This window comes from Morganella sp. GD04133 (genome assembly GCF_029835375.1).
In the GTDB taxonomy this organism is placed as follows: Bacteria; Pseudomonadota; Gammaproteobacteria; order Enterobacterales; family Enterobacteriaceae; genus Morganella; species Morganella morganii_B.
Genome location: NZ_JAODZS010000047.1, coordinates 1 through 24,529, shown reverse-complemented (window position 1 = coordinate 24,529; position 24,529 = coordinate 1). Strand labels below are relative to the sequence as shown.

28 protein-coding genes are annotated in these 24,529 nt (G+C 50.4%); all 28 read left to right on the top strand.

Annotation, left to right across the window (positions count from 1 at the left end; all coding sequences use genetic code 11):
* Window positions 1-439: TIGR02594 family protein (locus N7387_RS18925; RefSeq protein ID WP_279800672.1), on the top strand; the 439-nt coding region annotated here is incomplete at its 5' end.
* Window position 440: 1 nt separating this feature from the next.
* On the top strand, window positions 441-893 hold the full coding sequence (locus N7387_RS18920; RefSeq protein WP_279800671.1) for a lysis protein: 453 nt from the start codon (window positions 441-443) through the stop codon (window positions 891-893).
* A 528-nt stretch (window positions 894-1,421) separates the two neighbouring features.
* Window positions 1,422-1,661: a hypothetical protein gene (locus tag N7387_RS18915; RefSeq protein ID WP_279800670.1), complete on the top strand. Its 240-nt coding sequence runs from the start codon at window positions 1,422-1,424 to the stop codon at window positions 1,659-1,661.
* A gap of 427 nt (window positions 1,662-2,088) precedes the next feature.
* A complete protein-coding gene (locus N7387_RS18910; RefSeq protein WP_279800669.1) occupies window positions 2,089-3,117 on the top strand; it encodes a terminase small subunit in 1,029 nt (342 codons plus the stop codon).
* Window positions 3,118-3,317: 200 nt separating this feature from the next.
* On the top strand, window positions 3,318-4,718 hold the full coding sequence (gene terL, locus N7387_RS18905) for a phage terminase large subunit (protein ID WP_279800668.1): 1,401 nt from the start codon (window positions 3,318-3,320) through the stop codon (window positions 4,716-4,718).
* A 1-nt stretch (window position 4,719) separates the two neighbouring features.
* Window positions 4,720-6,234, top strand: a complete 1,515-nt coding sequence (locus N7387_RS18900; protein ID WP_279800667.1) for a DUF1073 domain-containing protein — start codon at window positions 4,720-4,722, stop codon at window positions 6,232-6,234.
* A gap of 22 nt (window positions 6,235-6,256) precedes the next feature.
* The gene (locus N7387_RS18895; RefSeq protein WP_347815243.1) at window positions 6,257-6,970 is read left to right on the top strand and encodes a phage minor head protein; all 714 of its coding nucleotides are present in this window, start codon (window positions 6,257-6,259) and stop codon (window positions 6,968-6,970) included.
* Window positions 6,967-8,256 carry a DUF2213 domain-containing protein gene (locus N7387_RS18890; RefSeq protein ID WP_279800665.1) on the top strand — a complete coding sequence of 430 codons (1,290 nt, stop codon included), beginning with the start codon at window positions 6,967-6,969 and terminating at the stop codon, window positions 8,254-8,256. The genes N7387_RS18895 and N7387_RS18890 overlap by 4 nt, the downstream gene beginning before the upstream one ends.
* Window positions 8,256-8,753 carry a hypothetical protein gene (locus tag N7387_RS18885; protein WP_279800664.1) on the top strand — a complete coding sequence of 166 codons (498 nt, stop codon included), beginning with the start codon at window positions 8,256-8,258 and terminating at the stop codon, window positions 8,751-8,753. The genes N7387_RS18890 and N7387_RS18885 overlap by 1 nt, the downstream gene beginning before the upstream one ends.
* A complete protein-coding gene (locus N7387_RS18880) occupies window positions 8,753-9,820 on the top strand; it encodes a major capsid family protein (RefSeq protein ID WP_279800663.1) in 1,068 nt (355 codons plus the stop codon). The genes N7387_RS18885 and N7387_RS18880 overlap by 1 nt, the downstream gene beginning before the upstream one ends.
* 55 nt (window positions 9,821-9,875) lie before the next feature.
* Window positions 9,876-10,229 carry a hypothetical protein gene (locus N7387_RS18875; protein ID WP_186722715.1) on the top strand — a complete coding sequence of 118 codons (354 nt, stop codon included), beginning with the start codon at window positions 9,876-9,878 and terminating at the stop codon, window positions 10,227-10,229.
* A 9-nt stretch (window positions 10,230-10,238) separates the two neighbouring features.
* Window positions 10,239-10,667, top strand: a complete 429-nt coding sequence (locus N7387_RS18870) for a DUF4054 domain-containing protein (protein WP_279800662.1) — start codon at window positions 10,239-10,241, stop codon at window positions 10,665-10,667.
* The gene (locus N7387_RS18865; protein WP_279800661.1) at window positions 10,664-11,122 is read left to right on the top strand and encodes a hypothetical protein; all 459 of its coding nucleotides are present in this window, start codon (window positions 10,664-10,666) and stop codon (window positions 11,120-11,122) included. Before N7387_RS18870 ends, N7387_RS18865 begins: the two co-directional genes overlap by 4 nt.
* Window positions 11,122-11,490: a hypothetical protein gene (locus tag N7387_RS18860; RefSeq protein ID WP_279800660.1), complete on the top strand. Its 369-nt coding sequence runs from the start codon at window positions 11,122-11,124 to the stop codon at window positions 11,488-11,490. The genes N7387_RS18865 and N7387_RS18860 overlap by 1 nt, the downstream gene beginning before the upstream one ends.
* On the top strand, window positions 11,480-11,995 hold the full coding sequence (locus N7387_RS18855; protein WP_046894852.1) for a hypothetical protein: 516 nt from the start codon (window positions 11,480-11,482) through the stop codon (window positions 11,993-11,995). The genes N7387_RS18860 and N7387_RS18855 overlap by 11 nt, the downstream gene beginning before the upstream one ends.
* Before the next feature lie 9 nt (window positions 11,996-12,004).
* Window positions 12,005-13,492, top strand: a complete 1,488-nt coding sequence (locus N7387_RS18850; RefSeq protein ID WP_279800659.1) for a DUF3383 domain-containing protein — start codon at window positions 12,005-12,007, stop codon at window positions 13,490-13,492.
* Between the two features lie 9 nt (window positions 13,493-13,501).
* Window positions 13,502-13,954 (top strand): hypothetical protein, encoded by a 453-nt coding sequence (locus N7387_RS18845; protein WP_025152607.1) that lies wholly within the window; start codon window positions 13,502-13,504, stop codon window positions 13,952-13,954.
* Between the two features lie 41 nt (window positions 13,955-13,995).
* Window positions 13,996-14,454 carry a hypothetical protein gene (locus N7387_RS18840; protein WP_262861309.1) on the top strand — a complete coding sequence of 153 codons (459 nt, stop codon included), beginning with the start codon at window positions 13,996-13,998 and terminating at the stop codon, window positions 14,452-14,454.
* 82 nt (window positions 14,455-14,536) lie between these two features.
* A complete protein-coding gene (locus N7387_RS18835; protein WP_279800658.1) occupies window positions 14,537-16,450 on the top strand; it encodes a hypothetical protein in 1,914 nt (637 codons plus the stop codon).
* A complete protein-coding gene (locus N7387_RS18830; RefSeq protein WP_025152610.1) occupies window positions 16,447-16,986 on the top strand; it encodes a phage baseplate protein in 540 nt (179 codons plus the stop codon). Before N7387_RS18835 ends, N7387_RS18830 begins: the two co-directional genes overlap by 4 nt.
* Window positions 16,983-17,279 carry a hypothetical protein gene (locus tag N7387_RS18825; RefSeq protein WP_279800657.1) on the top strand — a complete coding sequence of 99 codons (297 nt, stop codon included), beginning with the start codon at window positions 16,983-16,985 and terminating at the stop codon, window positions 17,277-17,279. The genes N7387_RS18830 and N7387_RS18825 overlap by 4 nt, the downstream gene beginning before the upstream one ends.
* On the top strand, window positions 17,272-18,087 hold the full coding sequence (locus tag N7387_RS18820) for a hypothetical protein (protein ID WP_279800673.1): 816 nt from the start codon (window positions 17,272-17,274) through the stop codon (window positions 18,085-18,087). The genes N7387_RS18825 and N7387_RS18820 overlap by 8 nt, the downstream gene beginning before the upstream one ends.
* Window positions 18,088-18,100: 13 nt before the next feature.
* Window positions 18,101-18,793, top strand: a complete 693-nt coding sequence (locus N7387_RS18815; RefSeq protein WP_025152613.1) for a Gp138 family membrane-puncturing spike protein — start codon at window positions 18,101-18,103, stop codon at window positions 18,791-18,793.
* Complete coding sequence (locus N7387_RS18810) at window positions 18,790-19,134, top strand: hypothetical protein (RefSeq protein ID WP_025152614.1); 345 nt, start codon at window positions 18,790-18,792, stop codon at window positions 19,132-19,134. The genes N7387_RS18815 and N7387_RS18810 overlap by 4 nt, the downstream gene beginning before the upstream one ends.
* Window positions 19,127-20,314 carry a baseplate J/gp47 family protein gene (locus tag N7387_RS18805; protein ID WP_279800656.1) on the top strand — a complete coding sequence of 396 codons (1,188 nt, stop codon included), beginning with the start codon at window positions 19,127-19,129 and terminating at the stop codon, window positions 20,312-20,314. The genes N7387_RS18810 and N7387_RS18805 overlap by 8 nt, the downstream gene beginning before the upstream one ends.
* Window positions 20,311-20,973 (top strand): DUF2612 domain-containing protein, encoded by a 663-nt coding sequence (locus N7387_RS18800; protein WP_279800655.1) that lies wholly within the window; start codon window positions 20,311-20,313, stop codon window positions 20,971-20,973. The genes N7387_RS18805 and N7387_RS18800 overlap by 4 nt, the downstream gene beginning before the upstream one ends.
* Window positions 20,974-20,979: 6 nt before the next feature.
* Window positions 20,980-22,266: a hypothetical protein gene (locus N7387_RS18795; RefSeq protein ID WP_279800654.1), complete on the top strand. Its 1,287-nt coding sequence runs from the start codon at window positions 20,980-20,982 to the stop codon at window positions 22,264-22,266.
* A 2-nt stretch (window positions 22,267-22,268) separates the two neighbouring features.
* Window positions 22,269-22,925, top strand: a complete 657-nt coding sequence (locus tag N7387_RS18790; RefSeq protein ID WP_279800653.1) for a tail fiber assembly protein — start codon at window positions 22,269-22,271, stop codon at window positions 22,923-22,925.
* Window positions 22,926-24,529 lie beyond the last annotated feature (1,604 nt).

Here is a 24,529-nt window from a genome sequence, read left to right as displayed (position 1 = left end):
GGTATCAGAACACACCGCAGCAGGTTCCGCAGCAGTTGACCAGATGTGGATTGACAGCAAACTGCGCGGGCTGGTTGGCACTGCACGTAAAGTGCCGTGGTGTGCGGGATTTGTGAATGCCTGCCTGGAGCGTGTTGGAATCCGCTCGACCCGTTCTGATTCTTCCCGCTCATATCTGGCGTTCGGTGATGAGCTGAAAGAGCCTGCATATGGCTGTATCGTCACATTCTCCCGCACCGGCGGCGGTCATGTTGGTTTTGTGGTCGGTAAGACAGAATCCGGTAACCTGATGGTGCTGGGTGGTAATCAGTCAGATGCGGTAAATATCAAGGCATTCAAAACTGACCGTGTTATCGGTTACCGCTGGCCGTCAGGTGTACCACTGGATACCCGCCCACTGCCGGTAGGTAATGCCGATCTGTCAGTGAAAGAGTCATGATATGCACTGGAAAACCACGGTATTTTCTGTTGTCGGGGTTCTCGCGCTTGGCTGTCTGATTAACTGGCAGACAGGCCGGATTAATAAGTTGAAAGCTGAGCGCGATTCACTGACCAGCCAGCTATCTGAGCAGGTAGCCATCAACAAAGACTATCAGGAACGTGTGCAGAAGCTTCACGATCTCGATACGCGGCACACGCAGGAGTTAACCAATGCCAAAACTGAAATTGATAGCCTGCGTGATGCTGTTAAGTCTGGGGCTAAGCGGCTGTCCATCAAGGCCGAGTGTCCAAAGGCCGGAGCCGATACCGCCAAAGTCGGACGCGATGAAAGCTCCCCACGACTTAGTGAAGCAGCTGAGCGAGATTATTGGCGTCTCAGGGAAATGATGGCTGAGAACGAAAAGCAGACCCTGTATCTGCAGGACTACATCAGAACGGAGTGTATGAAATAATTAATTGCCGTTACTTTTTTTTCACTAGCTTATATATAAAAGGTGCGTATAACACGCAAACGACAGCGACAAACATTGCGAGGAAGATAGGATGATAACTGAACATATGGAGAAGAAAAAAACCAGTCCCTAAGACCGCAATTCTAAATCCAAAAAAACGAAGAGCTGTATAAACAAGTTCAGCCATGAACGCAATGATGCGGAAAATAATTTCAGTAATAATGTCCATAATTTCGCCCGAACAATGGCTGTAAGTGAATTTTTAAGTTAAATCAGATACTCAGATATCAGATAATCACTGACGATTCTTCGTTACAGAAATTCAACAATAACCTTGCTAAATAGCATCTTTAGCATGCAAAAAAAAGCCCCACAAGAAGAGAGTAGGGGCGAATCGGGCAGTAAATTATAATCACACTTTTTGAGTACTTCGTATTAAGTATATTGACTTAATTTAAATGAAAACTAAACGAAAGATAAATAACGCCTCGCTAAACAGCGGGGCTTTTTATTACCAGAGGAAAAACTATGTTTAAACATGAATTAGGTCAGGTTGTGCAGGTCACTATCAGTGGCGAAGAAGGTCATGTGAAAGCCCGTGCTGAATATCATAACGGCCCGAATCAGTATCTCATCCACTATCTGGCAGCGGATGGACGCAGCGCTGACGGCTGGTTTGAAGAAGGTGAAGTATCCCCGGTAAAACCAGAAGGTATTATGATCGGGTACGGCGAGGGTCGTATCGGCTCTGATATTAATAGTTTATAAAATTCTGCAAACGTCATTCATTGAGTGGCGTTGATAGAGTTTTATGTAAGTTCTCGGCCTCAGCGGTATCGGTGAACCACGGGGATATACAAAACGAACCAGTTTATTGTTCTGATTGGGGCTGAAATGACATCAAGTAAGTGGTATCACCGCTGGATATACCAGCAAGCGAAGAGAGAGGCAGGAATACCCCATCGCTGGAAGAAACCTCACCTCAGACGAGAGGCTGGTGTGTGGGTAGCGTGGTTAAAACGCGAGGAGAGTGATGAGTTTGCCTTTCGCAGTTATGCGCTGTGCGGATGGGGAGAGACGCCACAACAGGCCCTTCGTGATTTAAGCAGATTTACAGGGGTATCATTTGGTAAACAGACTGCGGTTCCTGACTTTCGCACCCGAAGAATGCCGTTTATAGATTAAGGGAAAAGCTATGGCAAAACCTGATTGGGATGCTATCAAGCGTGAATATACCGCCGGTGAGCTTTCAATACGGGCTATTGCTGAGCGGTACGGAGTAAGTGATACAGCAATACGGAAAGCGGCGAAAAAAGATGGATGGATCAAGCCTGATAGAGTTCGCAAAATAGGTTCGCACATATCGACTGCGAACCAAGGTGCGAACCTGCGAACCAGCCATCAAAAAACAGGGGAAAACACGCCTGAATTTCAGCCAGCTAATACGTTGATATCCAACAATGCCCAGAATGACGAAACCGAGTTCAGCCTGCGTGATTACGGGCTTAACGATATGCAGGCACGGTTTGTTACTGAGTATCTTATCGACCTGAACCGGACTGCTGCATATAAAAGAGCAGGGGGAAAATGCCAAGGGCATAACGCATATACAAGCGCAAGCAGGATGTATAGAAATGTCGAGGTCAACCGGGCAATTGCGGATGCGCTGGAAGCCAGAGAACGGAGGGCTGAAATCACTCAGGATGCCGTTTTAAAAATGTGGTGGGATATCGCCACGGCGGATGTTCGTGAGCTGACGGAATATCAGCGGTTATGCTGCCGTCACTGCTGGGGCTTCGGCTTTAACTATCAGTGGCGGGATTCGATAGAGTTTGAGGATGCTGTCATTGACGCGACTGAGAAGAAACGAAAAGCACCGAACGACAGGGGCGGCTACGGTTACGACAGCACACTGGACCCGAATCCTGACTGCCCCCGCTGCAATGGTGCCGGTATCGGTCGTCCTCATTTCCACGACACACGGGATTTAAGGGGCGCAAGCCGCCGGTTATTTGCCGGGATAAAAGAGGGTAAGTTCGGTACCGAAGTTATCACCCGCAATCAGGATGATGCGCTGAAGATGGTTGCGCAGCATTTGGGGATGCTGAAGAACCGGACAGAGCTTACCGGTGCCGATGGCGGCCCGATACAATCAACGGGATTTGACCTCAGTGGCCTGACGACAGAGCAGCTTCTGCAGTTGCGCGAAAAAGCGGGGAAATAGCCTCTGTTTAACATAATGGACGTTACCCGCATAAGCGAAATCAGGTTCACGCAAAAAGCACACTGAACCCGTCAAAAGCAATACTCATCCCCGGGCAATGTGCCCGTTTATTTTGTTACTCATTTGTTATCAAAAAACCGGAAGCGGCTTCGGAGTGATTCGGCGCTGAAAGGCTTGTTTTTGTCATTTTAGGTGATGTGATGGATATCAATGTCGATCTGTTTGATGAAGAAGTTCGCAGAGAGATAGCGCGGCGCAGTCTGCATGAATTTATTCAGTACATTAACCCGGAATACATTACCAGTCACTTTTCAGAAACCGTCTGTGCATCACTGGATAACTTTCTGGTTGAGATGATGACCGGTAAGCGTCCGATCCTGATTCTCGGCGCACCGCCGCAGCACGGTAAATCCGATATTGTGTCGCGGTATCTTCCGGCGTATTTCTTCGGTAAGTATCCGGATAAACGTGTGGGCGCATTGTCCTATTCGTCAGATCTGGCCGGTGACATGAACACGGATGTTCAGCGCATCATGTCGTCAGATGAGTACCGGGTGCTGTTTCCTCAAAGCTGGTTAGGCAACAAACCGACTGATGGCGTGGCGGTTAAACGTAATACCGAAGAGTTCGGAATTGCTAATCACAAGGGAACATACGTCTGTGCCGGTGTTGGTGGTCCGCTGACGGGTAAAAAAGTTGATCTCGGGATTATTGATGATCCGATAAAAAACGCGAAAGAAGCGCTCAGCCCCACGGTTAAAAAGTCAATCTGGAACTGGTACGCATCAACGTTCAAAACCCGCCTGTCCCGGAACAGTGGCGAAATCATCATGGCGACCCGCTGGGCGACAGATGACCTTTCCGGCCGGGTAAAAGAGAAAACGCCAAAAGCCAAAGTGCTGGCGTTCCCGGCCATCAACGAACAGGGTGAGGCGCTTGTTCCTGAGTTGCATCCGCTGGACAAGCTGCTCGAAACAAAAGCTATTCTCGGTGATTACTTCTGGTCTGCCATGTACCAGCAGAAACCGAAACCGGGAGACGGGCAGATATTCCACGAAGAATTCGCGCAGTACTACCTGCCGAAAGATCTGCCGGATACCTTTGATGAAGTTATTCACAGCTGGGATATGACGTTCAAGGACAGTGACGGCACGGACTACGTTGTCGGTCAGGTATGGGGCAAGAAGGGTGCTAATGCTTACCTGCTTCACCAGATCCGCAAGCGTATGAGCTTCACTGAAACCCTGAAAGCCGTGAAATTACTGGCTGAGAAATACCCGCAGGCGCGGCGCAAGCTGGTGGAGGATAAAGCCAACGGACCGGCAGTCATTGATACGCTGAAAACGACCGTATCAGGATTGGTGCCCATAGAGCCGGACGGCAGCAAAATTGCTCGTGCTCACGCCTGCACCGCTGAATGGGAAGCCGGGAACGTCTGGCTGCCCCATAAAGATATTGAACCGTGGATCACCGAAACGGTGGAAGAAATCACGACATTCCCGTTTGCCGGGAACGATGACACCGTGGATGCCATGACACAGGCGCTGCGCTATCTGTTCCAGAAGAAAGGCGGCGGATTCTTTTCACGCAAGAGGACATAACATGTGGCCGTTCAGAAAGCGGAAAACAGCAGAGGTTGCCGCACCTAAGCGGTCAGCATTCTCAACGCATTTATATTCAGCACTGGCAGCCCAAACAGGATTTCAGGGGCTGGCCTTGCCGCAACCCACCATGCAGGGCGTGGCGATGGACAGTATCGACGGAACCGTACCGGCATTTAAAGGCGGTCAGGTATACGGCGTTCCTGAGTCACAGGCAGCGTGGTACGCCTCGCAGATGTTCATCGGTAACAACATGTGCGCGGTGATCGCCAAGCACTGGCTGGTGGATAAAGCGTGCAGCATGCCTGCACGTGATGCGATCCGTCAGGGGTATAACCTCGACTGTGACGGCGGGGATAATCACGGCATCAGTAAAAAGTTACGGAAGAAGGATAAAAAATATCGCATTCAGCACCACATGAAAGAGCTGATTCACTTCGGGCGCGTGTACGGGGGCAGACTGGCGCTGTTCCTGGTTGAGACATCCAACCCGCAGGAATGGTATGAAAACCCGTTTAACCCGGATGGCGTGGCGAAAGGCATGTACAAAGGGATTAAGCAGCTGGATCCGCAGTGGGTAACACCGGATTTAACCGATGCCAATTTACAGGATCCGGCCAGTCCTGATTTTTATGAACCGACCTACTGGATTATCGGCGGTCGCCGGTATCACAAATCGCACTTTGTGAAGTTTGTACCGTTCCCTGTGCCGGACATTCTCAAACCCACTTATAACTATTTCGGCGTATCAGTCCCTGAGCGTGTGTATGAGCGCGTGTATGCCTCTGAGCGTACAGCAAACGAAGCACCACAGCTGGCGATGACAAAGCGCCTGACGACTATTGGTATGGCAGATGTTGAGGGTGTTAACGCAGCCACCATTCATCAGAACATGATTGAATTTACGGAGATGCGTGATAACTACGGCGTACAGACAGTTGGAGCTGCAGACACTGTTCAGCAGTTCGATACATCACTCGCTGATCTGGACGCGACCATTATGACGCAGTATCAGCTTGTTGCCGCTGCGGCGAACGTTCCTGCAACAAAGCTGCTCGGTACAACCCCGAAAGGCTTTAATGCGACTGGTGAGTACGAAGAATCCAGCTACCGGGAGGAACTGGAAAGCATCCAGACCAATGACTTAGAAGACCTGTTGCAGCGTCACTACGACATGTTACAGCGCAGCGAGGGTATGGGGACGGACGAGCTTTCAATCACTTGGTTACCGCTGGACAGTCCTACCGGACTTGAGGATGCAGATATCAAACTCAAACAGGCACAGACCGATTCAGCATATGCGGCGGTTGGTGCGGTTGACGGGCTGGATATCCGCAAAAAGCTGGCGGCAGATAAAGAATCGGCATTTTACGGTATTGACGTGAACGAGGACGATTATGCCCCGGAAAATACGGGTACGAACCAAACGGGCACGGTGGGCGGCATCCCGGCAGGCGGTTATGAAGGGAAAACCCCTGCAGTATTCAGCAGCAGCCCAAAGCCGTTACCAGCGTGACATGTCACAACTGATTAAAGGCATGATTGCAGATTACGAAAAGACGTTCAGCAGTCTGCATGAAGATTTTGACGGCGTGACCATGGATGCCAGCTTTGCCAGCCAGACCAAAATCTGGCTGAACCGACTGAAACGCAAGTGGGATAAAATTTTTAACAGTCAGGCCGCAGAGATGGCGGATAAGTTCACCTCGCAGGTGGACATGAACGCACAGCGCAGCCTGGACGATTCACTGAAACAACTCTCCGGCGGTATTACGATAAAAACTCCGGCCATGCCCGAAGCCCTGAAAGACAAAATGATTGCCGCAACGGCAGAAAATGTCTCCCTGATTAAGTCCATTCCGCAGCAGTTTCATTCCCGTATTGAGGGCGCAGCCTTGCGTTCGGTCAGCCAGGCCGGCAGCGGCAGTAAAACCCTGCTGGATGAAATAAAGGCAGCGGGTGTGAAAGAGGAAAAACGGGCGGTGTTTATTGCCGTTGACCAGACCCGCAAAATCACCACCGCGGCGAACTATGAGCGGATGAAGTCTGCCGGGATCCGCAAAGCAATATGGCATCACTCGGCGGGCAGCGCGGAACCACGGAAATTACATCAGCAGCTTGATGGTGAGGTGTTCGACCTGGACGACCCGCCGGTTATTGATGAAAGGACCGGTGAACGCGGATTGCCCGGACAGTTGCCGAACTGCAAATGTTTTTGGACACCGGTTATCGACTTTGGTGAGGAAACATGACAAAGCGAACCTATGACAACAACGGCTGGCTCGAAGTAAAAGACAACCCCATCTCAAAGGCTGGGGTTTTTGATTATCTGGGGGCTGAAATCGGCGCACCGGAGCCGGACAGAATTTACAAAGTGTTCCGGCCGCCGGAGGAACTGGCCAGTGAAGAAACCATTAAATCATTCCGCCTGACCCCGTTCATTGTCGATCACGAAATGCTCGGTAAGAACGCCACACCGGCAGAGAAAAAAGGTATTCAGGGCGTTATCGGCGAAAACGTGTATTACGACCATCCGTATTTGCGCGGGAATATCAAAATCTTTTCTGACGCCGCTCTGAGCGATATCAGCAGCGGAAAGATTGACCTTTCACCGGGCTACCGCAGCCGGTATGACTTCGATAGCCCCGGTGTGTACGAGGGGGAGGCATACGAAGTTGTTCAGCGCCACCTGCGTGGCAATCACCTTGCATTAGTCGATGAAGGGCGCACCGGCGCTGACGTGGCTGTGCAGGATCATCTTGTTGTAACCATTGATACAAAGGAACTTATTCGTATGAGCGAAGAAGGCAAAGATAAAGATCAAACGACCGGGGATGATAACGGATTCACCCCGGAGCAGGTTGAGCAGATTAAACAAATCGTCGTGGCCGCACTGGCTGCAGGTAAGCCGTCTGCTGATCAGGATCCGGAAAATACAGATAACCCGGACGAGAATGTTAATACCGGCGCTGCAGGAGAAGGCGCCGCATCAGCAGAAGAAGGGGCAGAGGCGGCAGTTGAAGCGGCGGAAGCAGCCACAGAAGCTGCTGAAACCGGAGAGCCGGAGGCGGTGGAAAAAGCAGAGATTGCCATCGGGGCAGCGGAAGAAGCTATTACGGAAGCCAAAGAACATCTGGATCAGGCGACCACAGATAGCCTGAACCGCCGCCTCAAGCGCCTGAAACGCGGTATCACCACGATGGATGAAATGTCCTCAATGAAACGCAAAATCGCCCGTCTGGAGAAGGCCAAACCGACCATGGACACCGGCGAACTGTTAAAGCAGATCGGGGAACGTGACGCACTGGCGCACAAGCTGACGCCGTTTATCGGGGTATTTGATCACGCACCCATGACGAAACAGCAGGTGGCGGAATACGGTGTGGAAAAACTCGGGATTCAGTGTGCAAAGGGCACGGAAAGTGTTTCCCTGAATGCCTGGATGCAGGGGCGCACACCGGACTCACAAAAGGCGCATGCGACGATGGATGCCGCTGCAGGTACAGACTCAATTATGAAAAAGTGGGGTGAGAAATAATGGCGATCCCGAATACTGTGGCGAACGGCATGATTTCCGGTGTTATCGGTGAAATCAGTCATTACGGCCCGACCCGTGTGACCGCAGCTGTACTCAACTCTGCGGATGAAAAGAAAAATTTGTTTGGCCGCGCCTACACATACAACGATGATTCCGTTGAATCCGTGCAGGTTGGCGGTGACGGTGCATTTGCCGGGATCATGATTAACCCGAAAGCGTACCGTATCGGTGAAGAATACGCCCGTAACGGGACGCAGGGGGAATTTCTCACCATGGGTGAGATTAACACCGAAATCACCGCCGGGGTGAAGAGAATTAATGCTCCGGTGGTGTTCAGCCCGGATGACGGATCGCTGTCTGCGAAGGCAACAGCGGAAGCCGGTGATCTGGTTATCGGTTTTGTCAGCCGTCACATTGAGTCACCGGAATCGCCGCATCTGTGTGTTATCCGTCTGACCGAAATCCCGTACACAGTGGCTGCGAAGGAAGGTGAATAATGCCCGTCAGTAAAGAAAAGTTTTATATGTCCGGCCGCGATATCCGCAAACACGGGCAACTGAATATTAAGCCCGATCAGAAGTGGACATACAGCGAACTGGATCAGATTGGTTTCGGTGGTCTGGCTGCAATGGACTCCGCGTTAACCGGCCCGGCCATATCCGGCGGGTTCATTCAGCGTGAGATGTTGCAGCATGTGCTGCCGGGACTTATCCGTACCGCGACCCGCGTCCGCGTGCTGGATGAAATCACCGGCGTACTGAATGCCGGTAACTGGCACGATGAAGAAATTATCCTGAACGTGGCAACGCCTGTGAGTAAAGCCGAATTATACGGTGATCACACTAATATTCCGTTGTCCTCCTACGGGCAGGATCAGGAACGTCGCGGCATTGTCCGTTTTGAATCAGGATTCCTGGTCGGAAAACTGGAAGAGGCCCGACAGTCAGCAGCAGGGTTTGAGACTGCCGCAGAGAAACGCAATGCGGCAGCTGAAGCGCTGGAGCAGGGGCGTGAACGTATCGGTTATTACGGTTTCAACAGCCCGGACACCCGCGTATTCGGGATGCTGAATGAGCCGAATTTACCGGCATATGAAACGGCTGCCGCAAAATGGAAAGGCGGTACATTTGCTGCCATCACCGGCGATATTACGGCTATGTTCTCGCGTCTGGAGATGCAGTCCGGCGGTATTATCAAAGATGATACGGCTATCACAGTGACTCTGCCGCTGGGCTACCGTTCCGCACTGAATGTGGCAAATCCGGTCGCCCGTGGCGAAACCGTGTATCAGTGGGTGAAAGAAAACTACCCGAATCTGCGCTTTGTGTTCTCACCGGAATTTGCCGGTGCCAACGGCGGCGCGGATGTGGCGTATATGTTTGCCGAAACCGTGGATGATGATTCTACGGCGACCAGTGCGGTTCTTCTCCAGGTGGTGCCGGTGAAATACCAGCTGCTGGGTTCAGAGAACAAAGCCAAAGGCTATCTGGAAGATGCCACCAACGCGACCGCCGGTATTATCGTCACCCGTCCGTGGGCTATCACCCGTCTGACCGGGATTTAATCCTGTAACGCCTCATCGCCCTCTGCGGAGGGCTTTTTTATTTCCGGGAGAAATTATGTCTCTGTATATCTATTGCACCCTGTCCAACGACCAGAACTATGCCACACCGGACGGTCCGGTATTTATCGCCGGTCAGGCTAATGTCATGACCAAACACATGTACACCCCGCGCGGACGTGTGACTGAAATCAGTGATGAACAGTACACGCAGCTGAAAAATAACCATGTCTTTAAGCTGCATAAAGAAAACGGGTTTATCGCGGTGGAAAACTGCAAAGAGGATCCGGATAAAGTGGCAACCGATATGGAAGCCAGCGACAAATCCGCCCCGCTGACCGAAGAACAACTGGTTGCGGAGGGGAATGAGCCGCCGGTCAGCAACAAAGACAAAAAGAACAGTAAAAAATAAGGGGGTTCCGTGAACCCGACCGACTTTCCGTTAGTGTCTTTCCGTGCCATCTATAAGGCTTTTGCCGCGGTGCCTGATGATGAAATTTTTATCATTGCGCAGGAAGCACTGAACTACTTTTCGCCGTGCCGGGGTGTCTGTACAAATTCAGCGTGGATGCTGGTTGTCGCGCACATGCTCGACCTGAACAGCCGTATTGCTGACGGGGAATCACCGACCGGTGTCGTGACCAGTGTCACGATTGATAAGGTCAGTGTGTCCTACACCGCGCCGTCTGCCGGTTCCGACTGGTCCCACTGGTTCAAGATGAGTACCTACGGCCAGCAGTTTCTGGCGCTGATAAAACGGTGCAGTGTACCGCGTTACCACGGCGGCGGCGGGGAACGGGCGGCGTTTCGCGGCGCGTTCGGGCGTTTCACGCGGGGAGGTCACCGGTGACAAAGCTGGCGCAACTGAAAGCCGTGTATGACGAACTGGCAAAGAAACAGCTTAAGGTCGGTTTCTTTGAGCATTCAAAATACCCGGACGGTACCCCTGTCGCGTACGTGGCGGCGATTCAGGAGCTCGGCTATCCGGCCGGGGGGATCCCGCCGCGCCCGTTTATGCGTCCGGCCATGACAGAGCACAAACAGGAATACAGCAATCTGATTGTCCGTACTGTAAAAGCCGCAGTGAAAGGCAATATCACCATCACTGACAGACTGGAACAAATCGGCGCAAAAGCAGCGGGTGACGTGAAGATGGTGATTAAATCGGTCACCACACCGCCGCTTGAGGATGCCACGGTAGCCGCCCGTGCCCGGCGTCACAGCAAAGGGAAAGCCACCAGTAAACCGCTGGTTGACTCCGGTCTGATGCTGCAATCCGTCACTTTTGCCGTGGAGGATAAATAATGTTCGGAAATCTGCACCGGATTGCCTCGCGGTATGTTCCGCAGCAAACCGTACTCTGGTACCGCTTCAAAAGCCGGGAGCCTGACGAACGGGGCCATGATCAGAACACGTATTATGACCCCGTTGAGGTTCGCGGGAGCTGGCAGGCGGTGGATACTCAGGACATTCAGTCTATGGGGCTTGACACCAGTCAGGTATACCGCCGCTTGTATACGTCCCACGATATCAGCGCCATTCAGCGCGGTGCTTCACCGGATTATCTGGTCTTCGGCGGCAAACGCTACGATGTGACCGGGGATGCCGATTGGTATGCACAGGACGGCTGGAAGTCGGTTATCTGTATTGAGGCAGGCAATCATGACGGATAACGATGTTGAGATTGCTGTCCGGAAACAGCTTCTGGCACAGCTGGCGCAGGCGGGTATCGATATCCCGGTCAAAGCTGGTTTTCAGTCTGCAAAACAGGGGCGGGAAGATAATTTCGTTATGTTCTTTCCGGTCGGTGAAAATCCGCAGGGCTGGCAGAAACGCAGTTATAACCCGCAGGGCAGTGATGCCGGTCACCTGGAAGCACAGCAGTATGAAACAACATTCCAGGTGCAGGCATTTATCACCGAATTCAGCGGTTACACCGCAAAAGATATCACCTCCATCGTCCGGATGATTGTTAATTCATTGCCCTTTGTTGAAGCGCTCAGAAAACAAGGTATTGGTGTTCAGCGGGCAACCGGCATCCGAACCCCCTATTTTCTGAATGACCGGGACAACTACGAACAAAACCCGTCTTTTGATTTTAATGTGACTTATACCCGCACACTCCGTCCGGAAACGGCTGCTGTTACCGCACTGTATCCGGATATTCACCGCATATAAGGTTTTACTATGCCAATTAAACAAACCCGTTACGTCGATATCGCGTCAGCGGTGATCGGCGCGTCTGCCGTGCCGATGCGTAAGCTGACGGCGCGGTTATTTTCCACCAATCCTAAAATTCCCGCCGGGCATGTGCTGGAGTTTGCATCCGGTCAGGTTGATGAACTGCTGGGTGCTGACTCTCCGGAGGCGCAGTTTGCCCGGCAGTATTTCAGCTATGTCAGTCCGGCCCCGGTGAGTAAACCGAAAGAATTACAGATCGCCTCTTACGAGCCGGTTGGCCGGGCACCGACTTTGTTCGGAGCAAAAGCCGGAGCGCTGGCTGATCTGAACATGATTGCTGACGGCACGTTGTCAGTGACATTCGGCAAGGTCACCAAAAGCTACAAAGATATCGATTTATCCGAAGCCAAATCGTATGCCGATATCGCTTCACTGATTCAGGCGAAACTGAATGCCGAAAGTGAGCCGCAGTTTTCCGGGGCATATCTGACCTTTAACGCGCTCGACAGTGCATTTGAACTCAGCGGCGGCGTGCAGGAACGCGCATCGGTCAGCGTGGGGTATTCCGTTCTTGCGGATACGATGGGGCTGTCAGCCGGACGCGCATCGGAAGGTAACCCGGCACAGACACCGCTTGAGGCATTCAAAGTTGCCGAGCAGGTTTCTGACTCCTTCGGCAGCGCCACATTTCTGACAGATCTGTCGCTTGAGCAGGCCGTCACGCTGGCACAGTACGTTGCCGGAGAGAACGTGAAATACCAGCTGCATCTGAGCGTGACAGAAGACAATGCCGAAGATTTCAGCGCAGCGCTGATCGGCACCGCATCAACCGGTCTGAACCTGAAAACGGAAACCGGCTGGTTTGTCCAGGCGCTGCCGATGGCGGTGATGGCCGCCACGGATTACGACCGTACCAACGCGACCACCAACTATATGTTCCGTCAGCTCGGGGTGACTTTCCCGGCGCAGGTCACCACGGATCAGGATGCGGACCGTTTTGATAAACTGCGGGTGAATTACTACGGCGAAACCGCTGTGGCCGGTTCACAGATCCGCTTTTATCAGCGCGGCTTCCTGTGCGGCGGCAGTTCCAACCCGCCGGATATGAGTGTGCATGCCAATGAGCAGTGGCTGAAAGCGTATATCGCGCAGCAGTGGTTCAGCCTGTTACTGGCGACACGCGGCATTCCGGCCAACAAAGACGGTGAGGCCCGGGCACTGATGGTCATTGCCGGTGCGGTCACCAAAGCCGTGGACAACGGCACCATTCTTGCCGGTAAAACCTTAACGGAAGTACAGAAAATCGCGGTGACGGATGCTTCCGGTGATGATCTGGCCTGGCACGATGTACAGGACAAAGGGTACTGGTACAACGCACAGATTGTTGAAAGTACCGGTGAAAGCGGGTTACCGGAGTACGTGATGAAATACGTGCTGATTTACGGTAAGGGCGACTGGGTGCGGAAGGTCGAAGGTTCACACAATTTAGTGTAAGGATAAAATATGAATGATGTTTCAGCAACCGGCCTTGCACTGGTGGTACAGGCCAGCAAAACATTCCCTTCCGGGATTTTTATCACGCAGTTTGCGGATGATGCGGATCCGCTGGATTTACCGGCAGTGGATATCGCCCAGACCGGCATGGATATCAACGGCAATCTGGTGAGCTGGTCAACGCCCACACCGCAGACTGTCACCATCAACGTGCTGCCCGGCAGTGAGGAAGATCAGAACCTGGCGATCCTTCTGGAAGCCAACACGGCGAAAAAAGGCCGCCGTCATGCCGGTGACATTATCACTATGGTGGCTTCTTACGGTGACGGCTCCACCACCACCGCCCGTAACGGCAAAATCACCAACGGCAGCCGGGGAAACTCTGCGGCCAGCGCCGGGCGTCTTAAATCAAAACAGTACACCTTTGTGTTTCAGGATTTTGATTCCACACGTAATCGTTAATCACCGGCGGGCATGTCCCGCCTTTTTTTACGGAAAAAAACATGCTGATTAAACCGAAAGAAGTTCAGATTAAAGATGTGGACGGTATTGAAAAGACATTTGTCATCAGCCGTCTGCCTGCCGTGACCGGCCGGGAAATCCTTGCCAAATATCCGCTGTCGAATGCCCCGAAAATCGGGGATTACGAGGTCAGCAAAGAGGCCATGCTGAAAATGATGGCGTATGTGTGTGCGGTGTCTGACGGTGAGGAAATCCCGTTAAAGACACAGACGCTGATTGATAACCATGTACCGGATGGTGAATCCCTGATCCGTCTTGAGCTGGAAATGCTGAAGTATAACACCAGTTTTTTCGGGACCGGCGGGAACTCCGGCTTCCTGCCTTTCCTCATCAGCAAGGTCGGCAGTTCACTCCCGTCAGTTATAAAAACGCTGATGGCTTCTTTGCAGTCATCCTCAGCGAAAGATTCGCCACCCTCACCGAACTCAAAACCACAGTAGATCTCGAAGAAGCGATGGACATGTGGGAAATCGCGATCATTAACCGTTACAACGAAGCGCTGGCCGCTTCAAAGGACCGATAATGTCATTAATGGATACGTTTGTTCAGGTGTTTGAATTTGACACCCGTCAGGCTGATAGTGCTTTTGACCGTGTGCGGCGCTCAACAGATGACATTATCGACGGAATGAAAAAGGCCGGGCAGTCCGGGACAGCGGCATCCGGAAGTATCGGTGACGCTGTGCAGGCGCTGTCAGACACGTTAGCGGCGGCCTCAGACGGGTTCAGTGATTTGACGGTTGCCGAAAAGGATAACAGCAGAACCAAAGAAACCGCCTCCGGGGTGATCAAAGCGCTGGATGCTGACTATTCCCGCTTTGTTGATACGATGCGCACAAAGGGGATTCCGGCTGCGGTTGAAGAAGCAAAAGTACAGAGTTCACTGCGGGACGCGCTGAAAAAAACCGACGAAAAATACCAGAAGGCCGGTGAATCCGTTGCCGGGTTTGCGAAAAAAGCACTGGGAGCAGTGGGTGTGCTTATGTCACTGACTGCGATTATCGGCGAGTCTGTTTCGAGATCCGCGGATATCGAAGCAATGGATAAACTCGGTAAAAAGATAAATATTGCCACAGCAGATGTGGATGCTTTTGCCGGGTCAATGGCAGAACTCGGCGGTACCCGTGATGCCGCTCAGGCGGACATGGCTGCTATGGCGAAATCATTCGGCTTTGCCGGTAACTCCATGGAAAAAATCCTGCAGACGGCTGACAAAGTGCAGGGCATGAAGTTCGACAAGGCAAAAGCCACGTTGTCAGCGCTCGGTGTGTCGGATGATAAAACCGTCGAACTGATGATGAAAGGCCGCAAAGAGCTTGAACGGATGATGGGGGCGCAGAAGGAATATTCCGGCATCACGAAAGACAGTATTGAACAGTCAATATCGTTTAATAAATCCATGCGCAGTTTTGAACAGTCTTCCGGGCTGCTGAAAAACAGTTTCATGGAACTGGTGATCCCGATACTTGCCAAAGGGCTGACATGGATTAATAAGTTTGTCGGGTTCTGCAAAGAAAACAAAACACTGGTCACCGGGTTTTTTATCGCGATAGGTATTGCGATAGCCGCCTACTATGTACCGCCGATGATTGCCGCAGCGGCTGCCACACTTGCAGCCACATGGCCTATTATCGCAATAGTGGCAATCATTGCTCTGCTGGCAGCGGCGTTTGCGCTGGTGTATGACGACATCATGAATTTCATCGACGGCAACGATTCGATGATCGGACGGATACTGGATAAATATCCGGGACTGAAAGCCGTCATTCTGGCGCTGTGGGACGTTTTCAAAAAACTGTTTAATTTCATTATTGATGTTGCCGTCATTGTCGGCAAGGCAGCGGTTGATGCCTTTAATCTTATTGTTGACGGCGGTAAAACGCTGTGGAACTGGCTGCTTGGTTTTATCCGGAGTCTCAGTAACTGGGGAAAAAGTTTTCAGGGTGTTTTTGAGACTGTTTCGGATGCGGTGGTTGGTATTTTCAAATGGCTGTGGAAACAGATAGAGGCTTACCTTGGCTGGATCAGCAAGGGGCTGGATAAAATTAAAAACGGCTGGGCGACAGTAAAAGGCTGGTTCGGCGGCGGTGATGATACCGAAATTGAACAGACCGTTAACCGTACAGTCAATGAACAGGGGCAGATTGAGTATGATTTGCCGCCTGAAAAAACGATCAGTGAGGAAGATGCGGCAACAATGGCGCAGGCCATGACCGCACACCTTTACGGCATGTCAAACGACCCGATGAATCCTGTCACCAGCCAGGCGATCAACAATCAGTCAGCCACCCGTAATGAAACAAATGTCAGTATCGGTGAGCTTAAGATTGAGACACAGGCAACGGATGCGCAGGGTATGGCATCGGGAGTCAGAGATGAGCTCGGTTCTCAGTTGCAGGATTTAGGGCATCAGACAGATACAGGGTGGGGTAAATGATTACGGAAGTGAAGATATTTGATACGGAATCTTTTGTCACTCTGTTTGAGTCGGTAAGCCCTCTGCAGCTGAGTATCCGGGATGAGCATAAGGCAACGCAGTTTCAGGTGGAATCCGGCGAAACCCGCAGTGATCACGTTGTGGTTAACCCGGTGGAAATCGGTATGGATCTGATACTCGCCGGGGAACTGAAAGATGCCTTTGAAGCCATGCAGCAGGCTTACGATCAGCATCAGCTTGTCGGCATTCAGACCCGGGTAAAAACCTATCAGCCGATGCTGATAGTCAATTTTTACCACGACGAACTCCCCGATATGGCGGACGCGGTGAAACTTTCCCTGCGGTTTACCGAATGGCGGACCGTTGAACCTGAATACGGTGAATTACCGCCGCGTAAAGTCGCGAAGAAAGAGCAGAGCAGCACGGTAAACCGGGGCAGGGTTCAGACAAAAGAGGCGGACACGGCCACACAAAACAAAGGGTCAGCACTGACAAAAGGTGTTGACTGGGTGACTGAAAAAGTGGGGGGAGAGTGAAAATCATACCACTGAATACCGCTCCCAATCAGCGGCTGCGGGTGACCCTGGACGGCCGGGAATGGGAGCTGACGATTAAAGCCGCACGGCGTGTGATGTGCTGTGATATCCGGTGTGATGACACGGTTATCGTTCAGGGAATACGCCTTGTCCCGGGGCAACCCCTTATCCCTTATCGTCATCTCAGGAGCGGCGGTAATTTTGCCCTGCTGACAGAGAAAGATGAGCTTCCGTGGTGGGAACTGTTTGAAAAATCACAAACACTGGTTTATTGGGGAGACGATGATGATTGATTTACGCCGGATCCGCTGCGGAATTGAACTTAACGGGCGCATGCAGTGGTATGAGGGATTACGCATCCGCGCCGGGGGTACCAAATATGCCAATCCGCTGCAGAACGAATGTACGGTGAATATTGACGGGCTGAATGCGGAAACCCGTACCATGCTGCTGACCGAAACCAGTCCGTTCGCCGGCAATAAATCCTCACCCCGGATTGTTGTTGAAGCCGGTCGTGCCGGTACCGGTATTTTCCGGATCTACACCGGCGATATTGTCAGTGCTGAAATCTCATCACCACCGGATGTGACGCTGACACTGAAAGCAAAAACCAATAATGCCAGCGCCCGGGACATTGTGTCACCGGAGGGTAAGCAGATGGCAAAAATGAGTGAGATTGCGGCTGACATTGCCCGTGACTGTAACGTGACACTGAATTTTCAGGCAACGGATAAAAATATCGGCAACTGGTATTTTTGCGGTCCGGCGCTGAAACAGGTTGAACGGTTACAGGACGCCGGAAATGTGAAAGCGTTCATTGATGATGATGTGCTGTATGTCAAAGACAGTGATAAAGCACTTTCCGGCAGACTGCGGATCCTCAGCCAGAAAAGCGGCATGGTCGGTATACCGAAAGCTACGGAGAAAGGCGTTGATGTCACCTACCTTATCGACGGCGAATCATCCCTCGGCGGCATGCTGCGTCTGGACAGCAAATATAACCCCGCCCTGAACGGGGATTACATTATCGAGCAGCTCAAATTCGATATTGCCTCACACGACGATCCTTTCTTTTATCAGGCAACCTGCAAACGGGCCTGACACGGGCAAAACAATGAACAAACCAAACAGTGACCAGGCGAATGACGGCAGTCTCGCCGGGCAGTTTATGGCTGCGTTCCGTAATCTGCTGATGAATGTTGATGACATGCTTCCCGCCACGGTTGTGAGTTACGACGATAAGGAAAACCGGGCGGTAATCAAACCGCTGGTAATGATGGTTACCACAGAAGGGAAGCGGATCGGGCGTGGTGCGTTGCCTAATATCCCGGTATTCCGGTTTGGCGGCGGCGGGTTCTTTATCCGGATGCCGGTAAAGCCGGGTGACTTCGGCTGGCTGAAAGCGAACGACCGGGATATCAGCCTGATTTTTCAGCGGGGCGGCCTGGAGGATGAACCTAACACGGCCAGACTGCATACGTTCAGTGATGCTATGTTTTTCCCGGATACGCTCAAAGGCTGGGTGATCGACGGCAAAAACGCAGACGCACTGGTGGTGCAGTCAACGGATGGTTCGGTGTGTTTATCCCTGCATGCGGATAAAGCGGTACTGGATACACCATTATTTGAGGTTAACGCACCGGAAACCATTTACACCGGCAATGTGACCGTCAACGGCAACCACGCCGTCAACGGCAACAGTGATTCAGACGGCGGTACCCTGAAGCATAACGGTAAAGATATCGGTTCAACGCACAAACACAGCGGTATCCAGCGGGGTAATGAGGATTCAGGAGAGCCGGTATGAAGACCTTTGATGTAAACAGCAATAACGACCTGTTCATCGGAAATGACGGCAATCTTGCCGTTGTCAGCGGTGAACCGGCGGTAAAAAACGTTTGTGCGCAGTATGTGAAAGCGCTGCGCGGGGAAATGCTGCACAAACTGGATAAAGGCATTCCGTACTGGAAAACCACCTTCGGGCGGCAGGCGGATCTGCCGCTGTTTGAATCCGCATTCCGTGAGCGTATACGGGAAATTCCGCAGGTGACTGCCGTTGTGTCATTTAGGGCCACGCTGAATGACAACGAACTGAATTATGTGGCTGTTCTGCAGACAGAATACGGGAGCATTACATTAAATGGCTGACTATCACTATATTACCTCATCCGGTGTGATTATTCCGGATACCGCGGATTTGCGGACGGCTGTTGAGGACGAATTTAAATCCGTATTTGGTCAGGATCTGGATGTGTCACCGGAAACCCCGCAGGGGGCACTGATCACGATGGAAACGGAAAACCGTGACGCGGTGGCACGTAATAACGCGGAACTGGCAAACCAGATAAACCCGGATATTGCGGGCGGTGTTTTTCTGGACGCTATCTGGGCACTGATGGGCGGTCAGCGCCGGGATGCCACACATTCAATACTGACACAGGTTGAATTCGGCGGTGTACCCGACACTATCATCCCGAAAGGATCAGTGGCTGAAACGCCGTCAAAGGATAAATTTGCGACAACAAAATCGCTGACTATAGGAAAAACAGGGAAAATTACCGGGGATATGCGCGCAGTTAAAACCGGCCCTGTGGAGTGTTCCGCCGGTCAGTTAAATTCGGTGGCAAGTGCTGTTCTCGGCTGGGAAACGGTATCTAACCCGACCAGTGCGGTATTGGGGCGTATTGCCGAATCTGATTTACAGTCCCGCCGCCGCCGGAAACTGACGCTGGCAAAGAATACCGTCAGTGTCGGTGAGGCGATTACCTCCGCGTTATATGAACTGGACGGTGTCCGTTCTCTGTCATACCGGGAAAACTATACCGATACCCCGATGGTTTTTGACGGCATAACGCTGGTACCGCACAGCGTATACGTGTGTGTTGAGGGCGGGGAAAGCGGGGAAATTGCCCGTGCTCTGCTGCGCACCAAAACAATCGGGGCAGCTTTCAACGGCAGCGAAGAGGTTGACGTGACGGAACCGGTCAGCGGACAGACCTATCCCGTGAAGTTTGACCGGGCAAAAGAGATTGTCCTGTTCTGCCGCGTGACAGTGAAAAAAACATCACTGGACGCACAGACAATTATTCCGGCGGCGGTTGAATCATGGGCCCGGGGCGAAACGGAAGGGGACGGCGGACTGGTTACCGGTCGTGAAGTCTCTCCGTTTGAAATATCGGCCGGCATTAACGTTTCGGAACCCCGGCTGTTTGTCACCCGGGTGGCGCTGTCAGTCAACGGTACGGACTGGTCATCGGAAACGTACCCGGTAAAGCTGAATGAAGTTGCCAGAATCAACCGCAGCGCGGTGCAGGTGGTGTTTGTATGACACAGACTGTTCAGCAGTTAACGTTTCACTCCGACCTCCTGAGGGCTGTTTTGTGGCAGTACGAAGGGGCGGATAACCTGAAAGCGCTGGCCCGGTATAAATCGGACTGGTTTGAACGGGCAACGGTCAGCTTCTGGCAGAACTGGTACCGTGATGTGTTTAATATTGATACCGCCAGTGATTTCGGTCTGTCGGTCTGGTCGCGTATCCTAGATGTTCCGCTGGGGATCGACATCCCGCCGAGTGACAAAGCCAAAATCGGTATCGGATTCGGGAAGAAAAAAGCCAACTTCCGGACAAACTTCCGGCGTAATGCAGATTACACCCTGTGGCTGACGCCGGAGCAGAAACGGCTGATTATCCGGATGCGCTACTTTAATCTGACCCAAAGCCCGACCGTCACCAATATTAATGAATTTCTGCAGCGGTTTTTCTGGAACGGGGACAGTAAGGTCTTTGTGCTGGATCCGCTTGATATGACGTATATGTACTACGTCTTCATGTTTAATCCGGATGAACGTCTGCGCGTTCTGCTGGAAAACTTCGATCTGATGCCGCGCCCGTCCGGGGTGGGCGTCAGATACCGTGTTGTGGCGAAAATAGCCTTCGGCACCGGCAAATACCGTAAAAACTTCCTGAAAAGTAACTTCGGAGAATAATTCCTCATGACAAAAATATTTAAAGTCCCCTTTGCAACACAAGGGGATCGCACTGCTGTGCCTGATGAGATCCAGGCTGACGGCTCACTGTCTTACACCCAGGGTTACGGCTACGATTATGAACGTGATCAGATCACCGACCCGGCGGCCAAAGATATTGAGCGCGAGAAGATGAACGGCCTGTTTCATGACATAACGGAAGCGGTGGGTGAAATACAGGCTTTCGGTGTGCCGGTGTGGGCGGAAGAGGGTAAACCCTACGCGGTCCGCAGTATCGTGTATCACGATAAGAAAGTCTGGCAGTCAAAGATTGAAAATAACGAAACAGAGCCTGCTGAGGGTGATGACTGGGCGGAACTGAAAGCCGATATGACCGCCGAAGATGTCGGCGCCCAGGCCGCCGGTTACAGCTATTCCAAAGCAGAATCTGATAACAAGTATCAGCCGAAAGGTGATTATGTTCTGCATCCGTATCTGAAGCTGGAACTGATGAAAAAAGTTGATAAAGCGGATATCGCCCAGCAGCTGGGAAATGATCCCGCCAAAGTGGCATCACAACAGCTTCTGACAACCGAACTCGGTAAAAAAGCCGGGATTGCTGATGTCAGCGGCAAGCTCGATAAAACCGCAGTAGTTCAGGTGCCGGGCGCATCAACAACGAGCGTAATGAGCCAGAAAGCGGTGACTGACCTGGCAAACACCAAAGCCGATGGCGACCGGTTTTCAACAAGAACGTCAGCGGTACTGATGTTATCCCCGAACGGTAAGTATGGGGTTGAAATCGGTAATACCGGTATGTTTGCAGTCGCTGACCTGTCAGGTGCCGCACCTGTGCCGATATTTCGTGTCACACCAACCGGTGAAATTAATGACGGTGCGATAGCGTTAGCGAAGGTGACGGGGGCAGGCACAGCCGCAAAAAGTGATATTTTGCAGACGACCGGCACATCAACAGCGAATGTCATGAGTCAGAAAGCGGTTACTGATGCGGTTGCAGCGATAAAAGTATTCGGCGCAGGTCAGCGGTGGTCTGATGTAAAAAACACCCGGAATCTTGGTGTTAATTACACGAACACCAGCGGGCGGACGATTGCCCTGTTTGCAAGTACCGTACCTGCCACCTCCATGGCATCGTTAGTGATTTATGTCGATGGTGTCACTGTTTCAAATTCAGGTACCGGCGGGTCTGATTCGGGATTTACGCGCATGGCATCGGGGTCTGCCATTATCCCCCCGGGCAGTACATACAGAGTAGAGGCGAACAGCCTGGATAAATGGTCTGAGTTGAGGTAACGATGAAATATTACAAAAATAAAGAAAATGCCGTGTACGCTTATGACGATGCATGTTTATCACAGGTTGCGGCGCTGACAGTGCTGGAATCCCTGATATCTGAAAAGGAGCCGGAACTGACTGATGCAGACAGCCGATTCCGGTACGCAGAGCATGAACTGAATGAAGCAAAAAAACGGCTTAACCAGTTATTTGAGAGTCCGGAAGACAGTGAAAATGCCAATACGGAGGAAACAGCCACTCTGATGCGGGATGTTGAGGAAAAAACCATTATATATGATGAGGCAGCCAGGGAATTTAACCGTGTAAAAACAGACTATCAGCAGCTTGAAGCAGAGTATGACGCTGTTTTTCCGGTTTTCTTTGAAATTCGGGAAAACTTAAAAAGCATGACGGAAATGTCAGCCAAAGAGACACAGGCGTATTTAAATCCGCCCGTTGCGCAGTCACGGCTGATTAATGATGCCGAACACAAAAAGCAGGCGCTGCTTGCAGAAGCCAGCGAAAAAACGGAGTTGTGGCGGACTCAGTTAATGCTCGGCATTATCACGGACGAAGATAAAGCCAGACTCACAGAATGGATGCTGTACGTGCAAAAATTGCAGGCGCTGGATGCATCTATTGCACCTGATAAAAAAACACATTTAAAACCAGTTTAACGATACTGAGAACTAAATTTAAAAACCACGCAGTTTGATAAAAATTGCGTGGTTTTTATTTTCTCACTTACATCGAGACTTTTTTATTTAACGCGGCGCACCACATTAAAATAATTGAAAGATATAGATTTTAATATTCTTGTTAATATACGCTTGCTTGGGATTTCAATAAATTTGTAAGTTAACATACTTAACACCATGGCTGATGTGAATATAACAAATAGTAACTGCACGTCATTTAATTCCAATTTTTCTTTATTTTCAATAAACACCATAATTACAAGTTGATGAATCATATAAAAAGAGAAACTGCATTCACCAAGGAATACCAATAACCTATTGGATAATATTTGGTAAAGAAACGTCCCACTTATTGATAGTGATAAAATGACTAATGCCATTGGGATAATGTAATAAATATCATACCTATATGTTATATTTATTCTTTCAGAGTAATAACATAACACAACAAAAGACAGTACTGATAGTAATTGGAAAATTAATAAACTAACCACTTTCAGGTGATTGGAGATGACGCTTCTGTATCTATATGCGATAATGCCTATGGTAAAGTCAGGAATTCTAAATAATGGTGATATATATATCATTGCATGATTTAATTTCCCGCTTAATAAGTGTGAAAAAATAAGTTTTACAATTATCAAAACTATCGAGATTAATATTATTTTTTTGTTGCTTAGTTTTATAAGTAATGGAAATAATAAATATAAGAAGATTTCAACTGAAAGGCTCCATGACACAGCGTTAACAGTGAAATAAAATTTTTGTTCCGGAATATGAGCGTGAATTAGAAGTAAATTGAACAGAAACTGCTTTATGCTATAATAGTTAAAAGAAAAAAATACGATCGCAATTAGGAATGTAAATAAATGAACTGGGTATACCCTGGCTATTCTGGCGATGTAAAAATCCCGTAAGTTAATCTTTCCTGAAGCCATTCTCTCCTGATAAGAATGTGTCAGTATAAATCCAGACAATACAAAAAAGAATGTAACCCCAATGAATCCTTCTTTTATGTAGACAAAAGATAACTCAGTTCCTAAAAAATACCTCAGATGACATAAAAAAACGAAAAATGCAGCAAAAAATCGTATTGATGTTAATGGGTTGATATGTTCTGTTGATATATTCATTAATTTACCAATATGGCATATAGTTAAAAATTGTAAATCACCTATGGATTTATGACCTACTGGGATACTTGGTTGCCAATTATCCCAGCTTATATGCTGAGAATATAATGCGATCGTTCATACATATTCATATCCTCGATATCCTTCACAATATCATACCATGTTCGTCAGAGGATAAAACATGCTATCGACAGCAGTTGGCAATTATTTATGGTGCCTTGGTATCGACCATTTACCTGTGTTTTCTGGTTATGCTGCGATAGACAGAAGCAATTCCTGCTGTGATAATGGTGCAACAATGCCGTTCACTATTTTTCGTAACGTGATGATAAATATAGAGTGAAAAGTAGTGGAAAGTAGTATTTTGTTGTATAGATAATGAACTTTATTTTATTTAACGCATTGATATTAAATGGATTATGACAAAAACCTTACGCTTTCAGTTTTAAA